This is a genomic window from Streptomyces sp. NPDC054932, from assembly GCF_053610205.1.
In genome coordinates, this window is the sequence record NZ_JBSGXU010000017.1 from 13,984 (window position 1) to 29,132 (window position 15,149).

Annotated in this window: 8 protein-coding genes and 1 pseudogene; 2 read left to right on the forward strand and 7 right to left on the reverse strand. The window is 69.3% G+C overall.

Going from position 1 to position 15,149, the window contains the following annotated elements; genetic code table 11:
- Positions 1-328 precede the first annotated feature (328 nt).
- Complete coding sequence (locus tag ACWGE1_RS07310; RefSeq protein WP_453419577.1) at positions 329-1,978, forward strand: purine-cytosine permease family protein; 1,650 nt, start codon at positions 329-331, stop codon at positions 1,976-1,978.
- Between the two features lie 111 nt (positions 1,979-2,089).
- Here ACWGE1_RS07310 and ACWGE1_RS07315 read toward each other — a convergent pair whose 3' ends face one another.
- Positions 2,090-4,066: an eCIS core domain-containing protein gene (locus ACWGE1_RS07315; protein ID WP_453419578.1), complete on the reverse strand. Its 1,977-nt coding sequence runs from the start codon at positions 4,064-4,066 to the stop codon at positions 2,090-2,092.
- Between the two features lie 335 nt (positions 4,067-4,401).
- Here ACWGE1_RS07315 and ACWGE1_RS07320 point away from each other — a divergent pair, with 335 nt between their 5' ends.
- Positions 4,402-5,493, forward strand: coding sequence for a serine hydrolase domain-containing protein (locus ACWGE1_RS07320; RefSeq protein WP_453419579.1), 1,092 nt, complete (start codon positions 4,402-4,404; stop codon positions 5,491-5,493).
- Between the two features lie 558 nt (positions 5,494-6,051).
- Here ACWGE1_RS07320 and ACWGE1_RS07325 read toward each other — a convergent pair.
- The 6 genes and pseudogenes from ACWGE1_RS07325 to ACWGE1_RS07350 all read right to left on the reverse strand — a co-directional run bounded on the left by ACWGE1_RS07325 (position 6,052) and on the right by ACWGE1_RS07350 (position 15,022).
- A complete protein-coding gene (locus tag ACWGE1_RS07325) occupies positions 6,052-6,441 on the reverse strand; it encodes a hypothetical protein (RefSeq protein WP_453419580.1) in 390 nt (129 codons plus the stop codon).
- 164 nt (positions 6,442-6,605) lie between these two features.
- A pseudogene (locus tag ACWGE1_RS07330) lies at positions 6,606-8,329 on the reverse strand (BCCT family transporter).
- Positions 8,330-8,762: 433 nt separating this feature from the next.
- Entirely contained in the window at positions 8,763-12,911 is a 4,149-nt protein-coding gene (locus tag ACWGE1_RS07335) for an nSTAND1 domain-containing NTPase (protein ID WP_453419581.1), read from the reverse strand.
- A 12-nt stretch (positions 12,912-12,923) separates the two neighbouring features.
- On the reverse strand, positions 12,924-13,265 hold the full coding sequence (locus tag ACWGE1_RS07340) for a CU044_2847 family protein (RefSeq protein ID WP_453419582.1): 342 nt from the start codon (positions 13,263-13,265) through the stop codon (positions 12,924-12,926).
- Positions 13,266-13,935: 670 nt separating this feature from the next.
- Positions 13,936-14,088 (reverse strand): hypothetical protein, encoded by a 153-nt coding sequence (locus ACWGE1_RS07345; protein ID WP_453419583.1) that lies wholly within the window; start codon positions 14,086-14,088, stop codon positions 13,936-13,938.
- On the reverse strand, positions 14,066-15,022 hold the full coding sequence (locus ACWGE1_RS07350) for an oxidoreductase (protein WP_453419584.1): 957 nt from the start codon (positions 15,020-15,022) through the stop codon (positions 14,066-14,068). The genes ACWGE1_RS07345 and ACWGE1_RS07350 overlap by 23 nt, the downstream gene beginning before the upstream one ends.
- Between the last annotated feature and the right edge of the window lie 127 nt (positions 15,023-15,149).

Sequence of the window (15,149 nt, forward strand, 5' to 3'; positions counted from 1 at the left end):
GTGCACTCTAGCTCGCCTCTCACCCCTGCCACCTGCGGCTTTCCGCGACGCGACGCGGTAGGGACGGCGCGAGCGCGGCGTACCTACGGAGACACGTTGCATGCAGCAACATGGTGTTCACCACATCGCGCACCCGGGGTAACAACCGCTCCCTAGCGTGACCGACCGTGGGATCAGCCGTGAACAGGACCGCCGGAAAAGGCTCATGACGGTCCATCACTCCCCGTCGCGCCAACGGCGCCGCACGTGGCGACGCACCACACCGCACCGCATCGCAGCACCTACAACCACACCTGCACCTGCACCCAGCCCCACCGGGAGGCGTGGCATGAGCACCACCGAGTCACAACGGACCACGACGGACACGTCGAAGACCGCTGCCGACCAGGCGGTCAAGGAGACGCTGGAGGACTACACCCTCCGTTTCGCACCCCGCAGTTACCGCCGCTGGACCCCCATGGTCGTGGCCACCACGGCCCTCGGCGGCATCGCCTACATGGCCGACTTCTCCATCGGCGCCGGCATCGGCCTGGCCCACGGCACCAGCAACGCGCTCGTGGCCATCACCGTCGCCGCCGCCGTCATCTTCATCACCGGCTTCCCGCTGGCCTACTACGGCGCGCGCTACAACATCGACCTCGACCTGATCACCCGCGGCTCCGGCTTCGGCTACTACGGCTCGGTCCTCACCAGCATCATCTTCGCCAGCTTCACCTTCATCTTCTTCGCCCTCGAGGGCTCGATCATGGCTCAGGGCCTCAAGATCGGCCTCGGACTGCCGCTGTGGCTGGGCTACGCCGTCTCCACGCTCCTGGTGATCCCGCTGGTGGTCTACGGCATGAAGGCGCTCAGCAAGCTCCAGGTCTGGACCACCCCTATCTGGCTGCTGCTCATGGTCGGCCCTCTGGTCCACCTGATCGTCAACGATCCCGGCACGGTCGACCGCTTCCTGGCCTACCCGGGCACGAACGGCGACGGCGCCGTCAACACCGCCTCCGTGATGCTCGGAGCGGGGGTGTGCCTGTCCTTGATCGCGCAGATCGGCGAGCAGATCGACTACCTGCGCTTCATGCCGCCCAGGACCGAGGCGAACAAGCGCGCCTGGTGGACCGCCGTGGTCATGGCCGGTCCCGGGTGGGTCGTGCTCGGTGCGCTCAAGCAGGCCATCGGCGTCTTCCTCGCCGTCTACATCATCGCCGAGGTCGGACCGGTCGCAGCGCCGGAGCCCATCCAGCAGTTCCGCGGCGCGTTCGAAGCGATGATGCCGTCCTGGATGGTGATCCCGCTGGCCGTGGTCCTGGTGGTCATCAGCCAGATCAAGATCAACGTGACGAACGCGTACTCCGGCTCACTCGCCTGGACGAACTCCTTCACCCGCGTCACCAAGAGCTACCCCGGCCGTATGGTCTTCGTCCTGGTCAACCTGGCCTTCGCGCTCGCTCTGATGGAAGCCGACATGTTCAGTTTCCTGGGCAGCATCCTGGGCTTCTACTCGAACTGCGCGATCGCCTGGGTGGTGACCGTGGCCACCGACATCGGCATCAACAAGTACGTTCTCAAACTCTCCCCGCTCCTGCCGGAGTTCCGGCGGGGCATGCTCCACGCGGTCAATCCGGTCGGCGTCGTGGCCTTCGTCGCCGCCTCCGGCCTGTCGATCGCCATGTACTTCCACCTCCTCGGCGACACCCTCCAGCCGTACTCGCCCGTGGCCGCAGCCGTCATCGCCTTCGTCATCACCCCGCTGATGGCCGTGGCCACGAGGGGCCGCTACTACTTGCGCCGCACCGACGACGGCATCGCCGAGCCCCTGCTGGACACCGACGGCAACCCGAGCGCGGCCACCTTCGACTGCCACGTCTGCCGCCAGTCCTACGAGCGCCCCGACCTCACCGCCTGTGTCACCCACGACGCGGTCGTCTGCTCGCTGTGCCTGAGCACCGACAAGGTCGGCGACCACGTCCTGCCCGCCACCGTGTAGGACGCCCTCTTCGTCCGGTCAAGGGGCGCCGGTACCTGCCTGGGGGCACCTCCGCTGCCCTGTGCGGCTCGGCGTGTCGTACGCCTCGGGCAGCGGCCGGGCCCGCGTGGGTCAGTTCTTGTACTGGACGTGCTCCTCCGCGATGCGTACGGAGTTCGGCACCATGGCCTGCGGGCGGATGACGTCCTTGAGCACGAACCGCAACAGCCCCTCGGCGTTCTTGGCGCGCAGGAACTCCCCGGTCTTGGGATCGACCTCGCTGATGCGGGCCACCTCAGCCAGGGCCCTCTCGACCAGACCGGGGACGATGTCCCCACCGACCAGCACGTTCTGCTGGAGCAGCTCCGGGCGTTCGGCGCGGTTCGGGCCCCTGCGGTACTCCTGCCTGGCATTGCGCTCGTCCTGCACCTGCTGCCGGGCGTGGGCCAGCTGGGTCCGGCGTTCCATGCTCATCTCCGCGGCGCGTTCGGAGGTTTCCGGAACGACGCCGGAGTCGCGTTTGAAGGTACGCAGCTGGTCCTTGAACTCGGGCTTGTCCTTCAGGAACTCGCGCTTGCTCTTGGTGAACGAGGTGACGTCGGTGGGGTCGGTCCGCTTGACCATCAGGTGCGGGAAGTCCCGGGTGTAGAAGTCGGTGAGCATCACCCAGCCCTTGGAGAGCAGACCGGACTCCTCCAGCCCGAGGGTGATCCGGGCGTTGCCGAACCGCGATTCGCGGAAGCCGTCCCCGGGCGCCTCCAGGTAGAAGAAGACGAAGCCCGTGTTGGCCAGCACGTGGTCGTCGTAGGGCTGGGTGTTGTGCTCGCCGCCGGAGTCGGCCTCGATCCTCGCCTTCGACTTCATCCCTTCGCCGATCATCGACTCCACCCGCTCCTTCGGCGTGTAGTGCCGCACCACGAAGCGGCGCAGGGTCTGCTCCAGGTCCCCGCGCATCGATTCGTACCACGGGTCGGCGAGCTCCGCGTTCTCCTTCTGCAGCCCTTCGAGGTTCAGCGTGGAGAGCTCGTCGAAGTACGCCTTGCCCGTCTTGCCGACGGCGCCCGTGTTCATCGGGAAGCTCTCCTCCGACCAGAGCAGGCCCTGGCGGGTCATGAGCTCGTACGGTCCTTCGTCCGTCGTCGAGGCCTGCCGGAGGAAGTCCAGCTCTGCTCCGACGTGGGCGAGTTCCTTGCTCACGAGCTCACGGACCGGGCCCGCGCCGGCCGGCAGCAGCTGCTGGATCGTCTCCAGAGTCCTCTGCTGAAGGGTGAGCTGGGAGTCCTTCAGGCCGTCGTACGTCTCGATCTCCTTCCTCACGTCGTCCGCGACCTCGGCTGCGCCGAGTTGCTCGGCGAGGGGGGTGGCGGTGCGGCGCTGGACGGCGGACGTACGGGGGTGCTCGTGCGTGTGCGTATCCGTATGTGTACGCGTATGCGCGTGCCCTTCGTGCGACGCCCCGGCGTCGGCGGGGAAGCCCGCCTCGACGGGCCGCGGGGCGGACATGACCCGTGTGGCGTTCGCCTCCGCCTCCCGTTCGAAGCGGTCGTCCGGGTGGGAGACGGACAGGCCCGCACCGTTGTCCGTGCCCGCGACGGCCCCTCGGCGCTGCTGGATGACGTGCGTCAGCTCGTGGGCCAGGGTGTGCTGGTCGAGGCTGGGCGTGCCCGCGACGATGTGGTGCCCCGAGGTGTAGGCGCTGGCGCCGATCTCGGCGGCGGAGCGCTGGGCGGTGCTGTCGTTGTGCAGACGTACGTTGGAGAAGTCCGCGCCCAGCCGGGCTTCCATCTCCTGGCGCAGGGACCGGTCGAGGGGCCGCCCCGGCGACCGCAGCACCTGGTGCACCGCGGAACGCTGCACGACCGCATCCTGGGCGGCGGGCGCCGCTGCGCCCTCGGAGGCGGCGTGCCGGGCCCGCTCGGCGAGCATCCGGGCCACGGCGGCGTTGCCCACGGTCCGTTGCAGGCGCAGGACGGTGTCCGGCGGGAGGGGGCCACTGCCGCCCACGGCGGCCGTGAGGGCAGCGCTGAGGTCGGCCCGGCGCGTCCTCGCAGCGCTCGGGCCGGGCCCGGACACGTCCGACTCCCGGCGCTCACGGTTCTTCTGCGGCACTGTCTTCCCCTTCACCTGGCCCGTAGCGGCGTGGCCAGGGTGAGCCACGCAGCGCAGCGGCGGCAAGGAATCCGGGGACAGTAAGCAGGGCAAACCTCATGGTCAGCGGCGGTGCCGTCGGGACGTCCGGGGCAGCCGCACGGTCTGCCGATGCCGGGCATCGTGGTGGCCATGGTGCGGGGACCGCGCCGCCCCTTGCACCCTGAGGGGCATGGGGGTGCGTACCGGGGACGGTTCAGGGTGATCTCCGATGATCACCAGGGAGTGCGGGGCGAGGGTTGATCCAGCGCAAGCCGCGCTGATCCGAGCAGGAACCTTCTTCCCAGGAGCCATCGATGACCCCTCCTTCTTCCGCCGGCCGCCGCCTCACCGTCACCGTCACCGGGATGGCCCTGGCTGCCCTCACCACCGGTCTGATCGCAGTCCCCGCGGCCACCGCCGCGCCCCGGCCGACCGCCTCCGTCGGCCCGCGCGACACGACCGCGGTGAGAGCGCTGCTGGCCGGCCTTCCCGACCCGGTGACGGACGCGGCGCTGGTTCGGGTGGCAGGCCGAGGCATGCGCCTCCCGTACACCGGGACGGCCGGGGCGGTGGAGGCGGATGCGCGCTTCCCCGTGGGCAGCGTCACCAAGGTCTTCACCGACGCCGTGGTGCTCCAGCTGGTCGCCGAGCGCCGACTCGGCATGGACGAACCCGTCCGCCCCCACCTTCCCGCACTCATCCCCGCCGCCTATGACGGCGTGACGGTACGACAGCTCCTGGACCACACCAGCGATCTGCCCCGCCCCGCCCAGGGCCCGCTCGACCCGCACGCCATGGTCACCGCCTCCTTCGCAGCGGATGATGCGGCCCGCCCCGGCCGCGTCCCGGCCCCCGGAACCGTCCAGCAGTACAACGGGCTGAACAGCTTCGTCGCCGGGCTGCTCGTGGAACAGGTCACCGGCCGCCCGTACACCCGTGAGCTCGACCGGAGGATCCTGCGCCCGCTGGCCCTGCACGACACCGGGCTTTCCCAGGACCCGGCGATCGCCCGGGCCTGGGCGGAGGGCGGCCTGACGTCCACCGCGGCCGACCTCGACACGTTCTGGCGCGCCCTGCTGGACGGACGACTGCTGCCCGCCGCCCAGCAACGCCACCTCTTCGAAGTCCCCGCGGTGCCCAGCGCCCCGGAGAACACCAGCTGTCCCCTGCCGACGGCCTGCTTCAGCGCGGGTGGACTGATGGGAATCGAACTCGACGGAACCAAGATCTGGGGGAAGACGGGCTCCATGAGCGGCTGGACCAGCGGCGTCTTCGCAAGCACCGAACAGCACCGCCGCACGGTCTACACCCTGCGGCCCGGCGCCCTGGCCACCGATCGCGTGAAGCAGCGCGATCGTGTCGAAGCCGTGGTCCAGGCGGCCCTCGTCAACCAGACCGCTGGCTGACGGCCCGTACACGGCGGTGTCCGCTGCACAGCTGCGCTGGAGGCCGGCTCAAGCCTGCTCACCCTCCCCGCCCGGGCGGAGGGCCGACCGGCCTTTGCCGCCGCCGTCGCCTCCTCCCGGATGGCAACCCATGCGGAGCTCGCGGTCAGCGACTTCTGGCAGCGGTACTGGACGTGACCAACGGCCAGCACAGTGAGGGCAAGGACACGTTCGCCGCCCGGAAGGAGTTCCTCACCACCAAGCTCGATGAAGCACTCACGCAGTGGGGATCCGACGAGGTCACTCGGGGTGATCGCCCGTGCTCCCAAGACGGCCGCCGGAAACGGCGGATGGTGACGGCTGGGGCTGGGCCCGCAGCACCGCACACCGTCCAGGCTCTGACGGTGATCAGGATCCTGACGAGACCGTGCCGTCGGCCGTGGTGGCCCGCGGCGAAGCCTTCGGGCGCGGTGACGGCGTCCCCTGATGGGCGCCGTCTTCACGCGGGTACGAGCCAGCGCGCGGCGAAAGGTCACGAGCCCAACTCCCCTGCAATTGACCGAACTTCGCCACTGCAGGTCAGCAGACCGCCCTGCCGACGGCGACACCGGCCCGGCCGCGGCGCTGCGTGGCGTGCAGGGCGAGGGCGGCGGTGGCCACGGCGACGATCCCCGCCGTCATGAATCCGTCGCGAGAGCGCCAGGAGAGCACCGACCAGCGGGACCGTGCGGACAGCAGCGACCCCGTGCTGAGCCAGGAGCCGGCGGAGATCAGCGAGAGGGAGGACCCGATGGATGCGGCGGAGAGCGCGGAGCCCACCGAGCCGACCGACAGCACCGAGCCGACCGAGCCGATCGACAACACCGAACCCACCGACCCGATCGACAGGATCGAGTCCTTGGACCACAGGGAGAGGTAGGACTTGTCGTCCCGGCACGACGGGTTCGCCCACGCATGCGATTTGGTCACGAGTCCCATTGTGTCACTCGAGCGGCCATCCGCAGCTGCTACGGACGGCGACGGACCGCAGCGCCGCACAGCCCCCTCCCTGTTCGGTGGGCAGGGGAACCCGCAGTTCCCCGGAGGACGGACGGCGTGGTCAGCCGGACGGGTCACTTGCCGCGGCGCTGGGGTCAGGAGGCCGAGGGCGGGGCGCCCGGGTCTTTGCGGTCGTGGTCCCCCTTCGTTCCCCCGGGCGTCTCGTCCTTCGCCGGGCCGATACGGATCTCGAACTCCCCCGCGTACTTCTCGTGCCCCGCGATCACGGCTTCCTCCATCGCCTCTTCCGCGAGTTCGCCGCGGACGATCAGCGGGTCCCGGCGCAGGTCCCGCAGGAGCGCCCAGCACATGCCGATCATCACCAGGACGAACGGGGCCGCGACGAGGATCGTCAGGTGTTGCAGGCCCGCGAGGGCGTCGCCCTTGCCCTCGCCCACGAGCAGCATCACGGCCGCCACGCCACCGGTCACCACGCCCCAGAAGACGACGATGATCCGGGCGGGTTCGAAGGTGCCCTTCTGCGAGAGGGTGCCCATCACGATCGACGCCGCGTCGGCGCCGGAGACGAAGAAGATGCCGACCAGGACCATCACGAGCAGGCTCATCACGCCGGCGATCGGGAACTCCTGGAGGACACCGAAGAGCTGCGCCTCGGGCGTGGTCGCGTCGCCGAGCTTTCCCTGCTCCTGCAGGTGCATGGCCGTACCGCCGAAAATGGCGAACCAGACGAGGCTCACGGTGCTGGGCACCAGGATGACGCCGCCGACGAACTGACGGATCGTGCGGCCGCGGCTGATGCGGGCGATGAACATGCCGACGAACGGCGTCCAGGAGATCCACCAGGCCCAGTAGAAGACCGTCCAGCTGCTCAGCCAGTCGGCGACCTCGCCGCCGCCGGTGGATGCCTCGGTGCGGCCGATCAGCTGGGGCAGCTCGTCGAAGTACGCGGCGAGGGAGGTGGGGATCAGGTCGAGGACCAGGATGGTGGGACCGACGATGAAGACGAATGCCGCGAGGATGACGGCCAGCACCATGTTGATGTTGGAGAGCCACTGGATGCCCTTCTCCACACCGGAGACGGCGGAGAAGACGAAGCAGACGGTCAGCACGGCGATGATGGCGACGAGCAGTCCCGTCCCGGCCTTGCTCAGCCAGCCCAGCTCGTGCATGCCGCTGCCGATCTGGAGCGCTCCCAGTCCCAGGGACGTGGCGGAGCCGAACAGCGTGGCGAAGATCGCCAGGATGTCGATCACCCGGCCGGGGACGCCCTCGGCGCGCTCCTTCCCCAGGAGCGGGACGAAGACGGCGCTGATCGTCTGCCGCCTGCGGCGCCGGAAGGTGCTGTACGCGACGGCCAGGCCGACCACCGCGTAGATGGCCCACGGATGCAGCGTCCAGTGGAAAGCGTGGTGGCGAGCGCCGTCTGCATGGCGTCCGCCGGGTCGGCGGGGTCGGTACCCGGCGGCGGAGTGGTGAAGTGCGCGAGGGGTTCGCTGACGCCGTAGAACATCAGGCCGATGCCCATGCCGGCGCTGAACATCATGGCGACCCAGGAGACGGTGCTGAACTCCGGCTTCTCGTGCTCCTGGCCCAGCTCGATCCGTCCGTACCGGTCGATGGCGAGCCAGAGCGCGAAGACGACGAACCCCGAGGCGGCCAGGACGAACGCCCAGCCGCCGTTGTGCATCAGGCCGTCCAGCATCGTGTCGGAGACGCTCTCCAGCGAGCTGGTGGCGGTGGCACCCCAGATCACGAAGCCCAGGGTCAGTACAGCCGTCACACCGAAGACCACCCGGTCGGTGACGGGCGCCTTGTCCTCCTGCGGGTGACGGCCGGGCAGGGCCGCCTTCACGGGCAGCCGCAGCCTTTGCCGCCGCTTTCGTTGCTCCTGAGACACAGGCGGCGCCTTTCGCGATCACGGCCCGATTTGGGTCCTGATATCCCGTACCACGACGCCCGCACCTGCCCCGGCATCAACAGGCGTCGGCCGGGGGCATCTGTGAGGTGATAGGCCGCACGGGTGTCGCGGAGGAGCGGCGCGCAAGCTCACTGCGACCCGGCCCCGGCAGCTGTCGCCGACGGCAAACCGGGGCGCTACAAAACCGGGGCGGGCCATGGTGGTCACTGCTCCCCCGCGCCCGTGGTGGACGGTGCCGTGACCTCCCCTCGAGGCCCACCGTGCGAAGAACGCTGCGAAGCCGTGCTGGGCACGTCGAGGGCCCGTGCGGAGGGGGCGCCGACGGAGACTCGCAGGGTGACCTTGCGCGACCCTCTCGCCGTTCGAGGGGTCTTCAGATGGTGGGACACACTTGGCCCACTGATTGGCCCTTCAGGTAGGCGGATCGTTCCTGATCAGTGAGATCGCGCTCGATGCCCTGGCAGATCTTTTCGATCGCTGCCTCCGGGGGCAATGGGTCAGCGTCCCACAACCGCGCAGTATTGTCTTCGCTGCCGGTGGCAAGGGTGTGTCCATCGGGACTGAACGCCACCGCCCAGACGTAGTCGGTCTGGGGCATGGTCGAGCGGGTCTTGCCAGTGGCCACGTTCCAGAGTCGCAGGGTGTTGTCTTCGCTCCCGGTGGCGAGCGTGCGTCCATCGGGGCTGAACGCTATCGCGTACACCGGTCCGGTATGGCCGGTCAGAGTGGTGCGGCTTGTTCCGGCGGCCACATCCCACAGCCACACAGTGCGGTCGGCACTGCCGCTGGCGAGCGTGCGCCCGTCCGGACTGAACGCCACCGCATTCACCCAATCCGTGTGGCCGGTGAGAACGGTGCGAGCCTTGCCCGTGCGCACGTCCCACAACCACACGGTGTTGTCCGTGTCGCCAGTGGCGAGGGTGCGTCCATCGGGACTGAATGCCACCGATGTCACCCTCGCCGTTGGCACCGTGCTGTCCTGCGTCAGGGAGCTGCGGGCCTTGCCCGCGCGCACGTCCCACAGCCACACGGCGTTGTCCCCGTTTCCGGCGGCGAGCGTGCGACCGTCGTGACTGAAAGCCACCGATGCCACCGATGCCACCAACGCCGTTGACTCTGTACTGTCCTGCGTCAGGGAGGTGAGGGCCTTGCCCGTGCGCACGTCCCACAGTCGCACGGTACCGTCGCCGCTACCGGTGGCCAGGGTGCGTCCGTCCGGACTGAACGCCACCGCATTCACCCAATCCGTGTGGCCGGTGAGAATGGTGCGGGCCTTGCCCGTACGCGCGTCCCACAGTCGCACGGTACCGTCGCCGCTACCGGTGGCCAGGGTGCGTCCGTCGGGGCTGAACCCCACCGCATTCACCCGTTGGGTGTGGCCGGTCAGGGTGGTGCGGGACTTGCCGGTGCTCACGACCCACAACCGCACGGTCTTGTCGGCGCTGCTGGTCGCGAGGGTGCGCCCATCAGGGCTGAACGCCACCCCATACAGAGGCCCGGTATGGCCGTTCAGCGCAGTGTGGACCGTTCCCGTGGCCACATCCCACAACACCACCGTGTTGTCCTCACCACCAGTGGCGAGGGTGGATCCGTCTGGGCTGAACCCCAACGCATTCACTGCGTCGCTGTGGTAGTCCAAGGTGGCACGGGACTTACCGGTGGTCACGACCCACAACCGTGCGGTGTTGTCGTAGCTTCCGGTGGCAAGGGTGCGCCCGTCGGGGCTGAACGCCACCGCATACACCATTCCCGTATGCCCGGTCAAGGTGGCGCGGGGCTTGCCGGAGCGTACATCCCACAACCTCACAGCGGTGTCACCGCCGGCCGTGGCGAGCGTGCGCCCGTCCGGACTGAACGCCACCCGGTACACCTCATCTCCAAGGCCGGTCAGGGCCGTGCGGAGCTTGCCGGTGCGTACATCCCACAACCGCACGGCGGTGTCTCCGCAGGCCGTGGCGAGCGTGCGCCCGTCCGGACTGAACGCCACCGAGGGCACCGGCCCGGTATGGCCGGTCAGGGTGGTGCGGATCTTGCCCGTGGCCGCGTCCCACAGCCGTACGGTGCGATCGCCGCTACCGGTCGCGAGCGTGCGCCCGTCCGGACTGAACGCCACCGCGTTCACCCAATCCGTGTGGCCGGTCAGGATGGCGCGGGACTTGTCCGTGGCCACGTCCCACAGCCGCACGGACTCGTCAGCGCCACCGGTGGCCAGGGTGCGTCCGTCGGGGCTGAACGCCACCGTCCGTACGGAGTCGGTGTGGTCGGTCAAAGGCCGCTGCAGCGGGAGGTCTGCCGCATTTTCCAGGCTCTCGACAGATTCTGGCGTGTGGCTCGTACGGAAGGCCTGGACTGCCAGGAGCGCGGCGAGATCGGGTTTGGAGTCAATGAGCGTGCCGGACTGGTTGGCGAGTTCACGGGAAATGGCCTCCTGCCGCTCGGCGTTGACCGTCTGCCACTGCCAGAGGGCCCCTCCCGCCGCGACGAGTGCGAGGACGAGCAAGGAGGCCAGGACGGCATTGAGGCGTCTGCTGCGCCGTATGACGGCCTGTTGGCGTTGCTTGCTGGACTTGAGGAAGGCATCGATGTCGGCCGGCAGTCGACGCTGCTGCGACCATTCGAGGCCTTCCGCAAGCGCTGTTCCCCCGAGAAGGTCTCCGGGGTGGTTCCCTTCGGCCCATCGGGCTCGGCGTGCTCGGGTGTGGTCGAGCCACTCCTGGAAGCGGTGGTCCTGACCCACCCATTCCCGCAGGGTGCCCCAGTCGCGGATGAGAGCATCATGGATCAGTTCGGCCACCGGTGGTGCGGGAGGAGTGTTGCGGACCAGAGAGACGAGGGGGGTGTGGGTGGTGATGATGCGGTGGCGCGTGAGGTGGGCGAGGACATGGTCGACGTCCTCGCCGCTGTCGGCCTCCGCACTGACGTCGGTTGCCAGCTCACGCAGTTCTTGCAGGGGAACCTGCTCGCGAATCGCGGGGATGTTGTGGACGGGGTCGGCGGAGCGCACCAGCGAGGTCAGAATGCGCTGTGCGATGGGTTGGTGATCGGGGGACAGCTGGTTGAGTGCGGTATCGCACCAGGTGGTCAGGCTTCCGGTGACTCCGCCGATGCGCTGATAGGCATCGTGGGTGAGGTGTCCTTCGTCGCGCCTGTGCCAAAGCTGGCTGAGTGCCAGTTCCAGCAGCGGCAGCACCGTGACAGGCGCCCGGCGGGCAATGGCCCCCTCCGGGGTGGTGGCCAGAACGTCTCTGATGATCCGCTCGGGCAGCCCCTGCTCGAGGTGGGCACCCGCGTTCAGGGCGGGCAGGGCGATGATGTCGTGCAGGTCGTCCTCGCTCAGGGTGCCGGGAATGTTGAGGAGTCCCGGCATGGCGGCTTCCAGCAGCTTGGGTGCCAGGGCGGCCTGTTGGGGGTAGAAGTCGTCACGCATGATCAGAATCACGTCGAGTTGGGCGTGCGATCTCACGGCCTTGGTGATCTGGTCCGTGGCAGCCAGTCGCCGTTCCTGCTCCTGGCCTGCGGAGGTCTGGGTGAGGAGCTCTTCGAACTGGTCGATGATCAGGACGACTCGCTGACAAGCAGGTTCGGCGGCGAGTCGGCGAGTGACCGCTGCGACGATTCCGTCGCTCACCGCCCCGGGTAGCCCGGCACGCTCGATTTCGGCCAGCAGGTCCTGGCGGGGCCGGGCAACCACGGGCAGCCACGTGTCGCTGCCCGCCAGCCTGCCCGCCGCCAGCGCCGGCACCACACCGGCCTGGACCAGCGACGACTTGCCCGAGCCCGAGGGCCCGAGCAGCAGCGTGACCCGCTGCTGCTCGGCCAAGTTGGCCAGCACTTGGCTCACCGCGTCCTTCCGGCCCTCGAACCAGTTCGCGTGGTCCGCGGTGAAGGGCTCCAGACCCCGGTACGGACACACGTCCCGTACGGCCAGTTCGGGCCAGATCTCCCGCAGTACCTGTACGGGCGTGGCATACGCGATCCCCTGCCCTCTCTCGTGGTCGTCGGGAGCAGTGATCTCGGTGAGCATGCCGACCACCAGACCGGTCACCTCGTCCACAACCGGCCCACCGCTGAAACCGGTGGTCAGGTCGTTGGAGGCGGTCAGCTGGAGGTGGCTGCCCCTGCCCTCGGTCGCGGGGAGCAGGTCGCCGGCCTCGCCGTAGCCGAAGTGTCCGCCGGGCGCGGCCTGGGCCGGGAACCCGAACGATCGCACCGGGTGGCCCCGAGAGCCGTCGGCGGAGCCCAACGGCAACGCCGTCAGGTCCAAGGAGTGTGCGCTCAGACGTACGATCGCCACGTCTTCGTCCTCGGGGTCCCGCCACGGCTCTTCCAGGACGAGTCCCTCGACCCGCCGTGCACCTTCCACGTGCGGGAAAGCCAGCTGCACTCCCTCACCGGGCCCCGCTCCGGCAGCGCGTACGACGTGTGCGCAGGTGACGAGAATGTCCTCGGCGACCAGGAACCCGGCTCCGGCCACCTGATCGTCCGGTCCGAGGATCTGGGCGACGGCAGAGATGACGTCCATCGTGTCAGCTCTTCAGGGCTTGTCCGCACCAGGACGGCCGGGACTGTTCTTTGTCCACATCATGGTCACCTTCAAGTGACAGTTGGCGCTGCTCTTGGTGATCACGGCTCCCGCCTCGACCGCGAGGTCGACACCGAACTCGACGGTGATCGCGTCCGGGCCGGCCCTGCGCAATTGATCGAGCGTGGCACGCGCGGCTGCGGTGACCGGCTCCAATGCCTCTTGCAAACTCCCCGGCAGGTCATGAATGGCGTCGCTGACGCGCCCCGCCTTGACCGGCCCGGCCTGCGCAGCCGCAGCCTCGACCAGGAGGGTGCCCCCGTCTCCCAGCGGGATCCGAGCTAGATGCGTCAAGGCTCCTCCAGGCGTGTGCTCGCCGGTGTCACAGCCTCCGTGCCCTTCCTCAGCATGACACCGCCCGGAGCGACTCGCGTCCCGGGGCTGCGGGAGCCTTTTGGTGGTGACCGCTCCAAGCCGTGCTCGGCGATCGTGATGCACGGTCAGACGGCGAAGAGGAAGTGCTCACCGCCCTGACGGGCTTCGCCCACTCAGGCGTGGCGGGCCAACAGGGGCGGGCGCCGCGCCGCGTCGGCAGGGCTGCACACCCCGGTCCTCCCTCGGGAGGTACGGCCGCGCGTGCCAGGGCCCTTTCCGTCTCGTCCTCCGGCAACGACTCGGTCAATCTGTGACGGACCGAGGTCCCGGACTTGCCCCGGACCGTGGCGAGGCCATGCCCGGGCCGCATCAGCGCGCGGCCGGACCTGCAAGGCCTCGTAGATCCGATCGAAGTGGCCGAGGACTCGGTGCACATGCATCCCGCGCCTGCAGCACGAGGTTCTTGGCCTCGGAGCCAGGTACCTCGGTCAGCTTGTGGAAGAGCGTGACCTGCAGCCGGTCGTCGGGGCCGTGGCCGTCTCCGGCTACGCAGGGGCCAATGATCTCGGGGCCCGTATGCTCCGGTGTCGGCTGGAGCGGCATTCCATCGCGGTCGCCGTGACCGTCATCGCCAGCAGCAGTGCAACAGTCAACAACCGGGAATGCCCTCCGGGGCGGTCGCGCCGGGCGGTGACGACTCGAGACCGGACATCGGACATCGGACATCGCCCTCGCCCTTGCCCTTGCCCTTGCCCTTGCCCTTGCCCTTGCCCTTGCCCTCACAGGACAGGCTGTCGCCCATGGGGCGCGAGGAAAGGGACGCCCGTGAGCTTCTCGGACAGCTCCCACAGCAGGCGGGCGGTGTCGGTGTCACGGAGGGCGCGCTCCCCGGTGCGCAGGACGGGCTCGCCGCGTAGCTGCAGCGGCCCGTCGGGCACGACATACGCTCCGCCCGGCAGGTCCGGCACGGTCGCGGCGTACAGGGAGGTCTTGGCGCCTTCGGGGGTGGGGCGGAAGGCGACGCGGAGCAGCAGCCGGGTCAAGGCTCCATGGAGTCGACCGCGGTTGCCGTTGGCGCCGCCGGTGAGAACGTTGCTGCGGGTGAGGCCGGGGGCGACGGCCGTGCTGCGCAGCCTCAGGCCGGCGGCGTCGGCGCGGCGTTGCAGTTCGGTGGCGAAGTAGAGGTTGGCGCGCTTGGACTGCAGGTAGGTGAACATCGCCTGATAGCGGCGTTCGGCGTCAAGGTTGTGCAGGTCGAAGCGGGCGAACCGCTGGCCTTCGCTGCTGACGGTGACCACCCGCGGATCTGGCGCGGCGAGGAGATGGGGCAGCATCAGCCCGGTCAGGGCGAAGGTGCCCAAGTGGTTGATCCCGAACTGCGACTCGAAGCCGTCGGTGGTCCGGGCGAAGGGCACCATCGCCACGCCGGCGTTGTTGACCAGCAGATCGAGCCGGCCGTGGTCCCAGCCGTCGGCGAAGGCCCGTACGGAGGCAAGGTCGGCCAGGTCGAGGAGGCGCACCTCGGCCCGGGCGCCGGGCGCGTGGGCCAGCAGCCGGTCCAGGGCGGCCGGCCCCCGCTGGGGGCTGCGGCAGGCCAGCACGACATGGGCGCCCCGGCGGGCGAGCGTCTGCGCCGTGACCTGGCCGATGCCGCTGTTGGCTCCGGTCACCAGCGCCAGGCGGCCGGACTGGTCGGGAATCGAGTCGGGGGTCCACGTACGGGAGGCGTTGGGCATGGCCTGCCTTCTCCTGGGTTGAGGGCGTCCGGCACCCGGCCGGGGAGGAGCCCGCTCAATGCAACTTCGAGTTGCGATACGCTGGATCCTGACACGCAGATTACCCCTAACGCAACTGGGAGTTGCA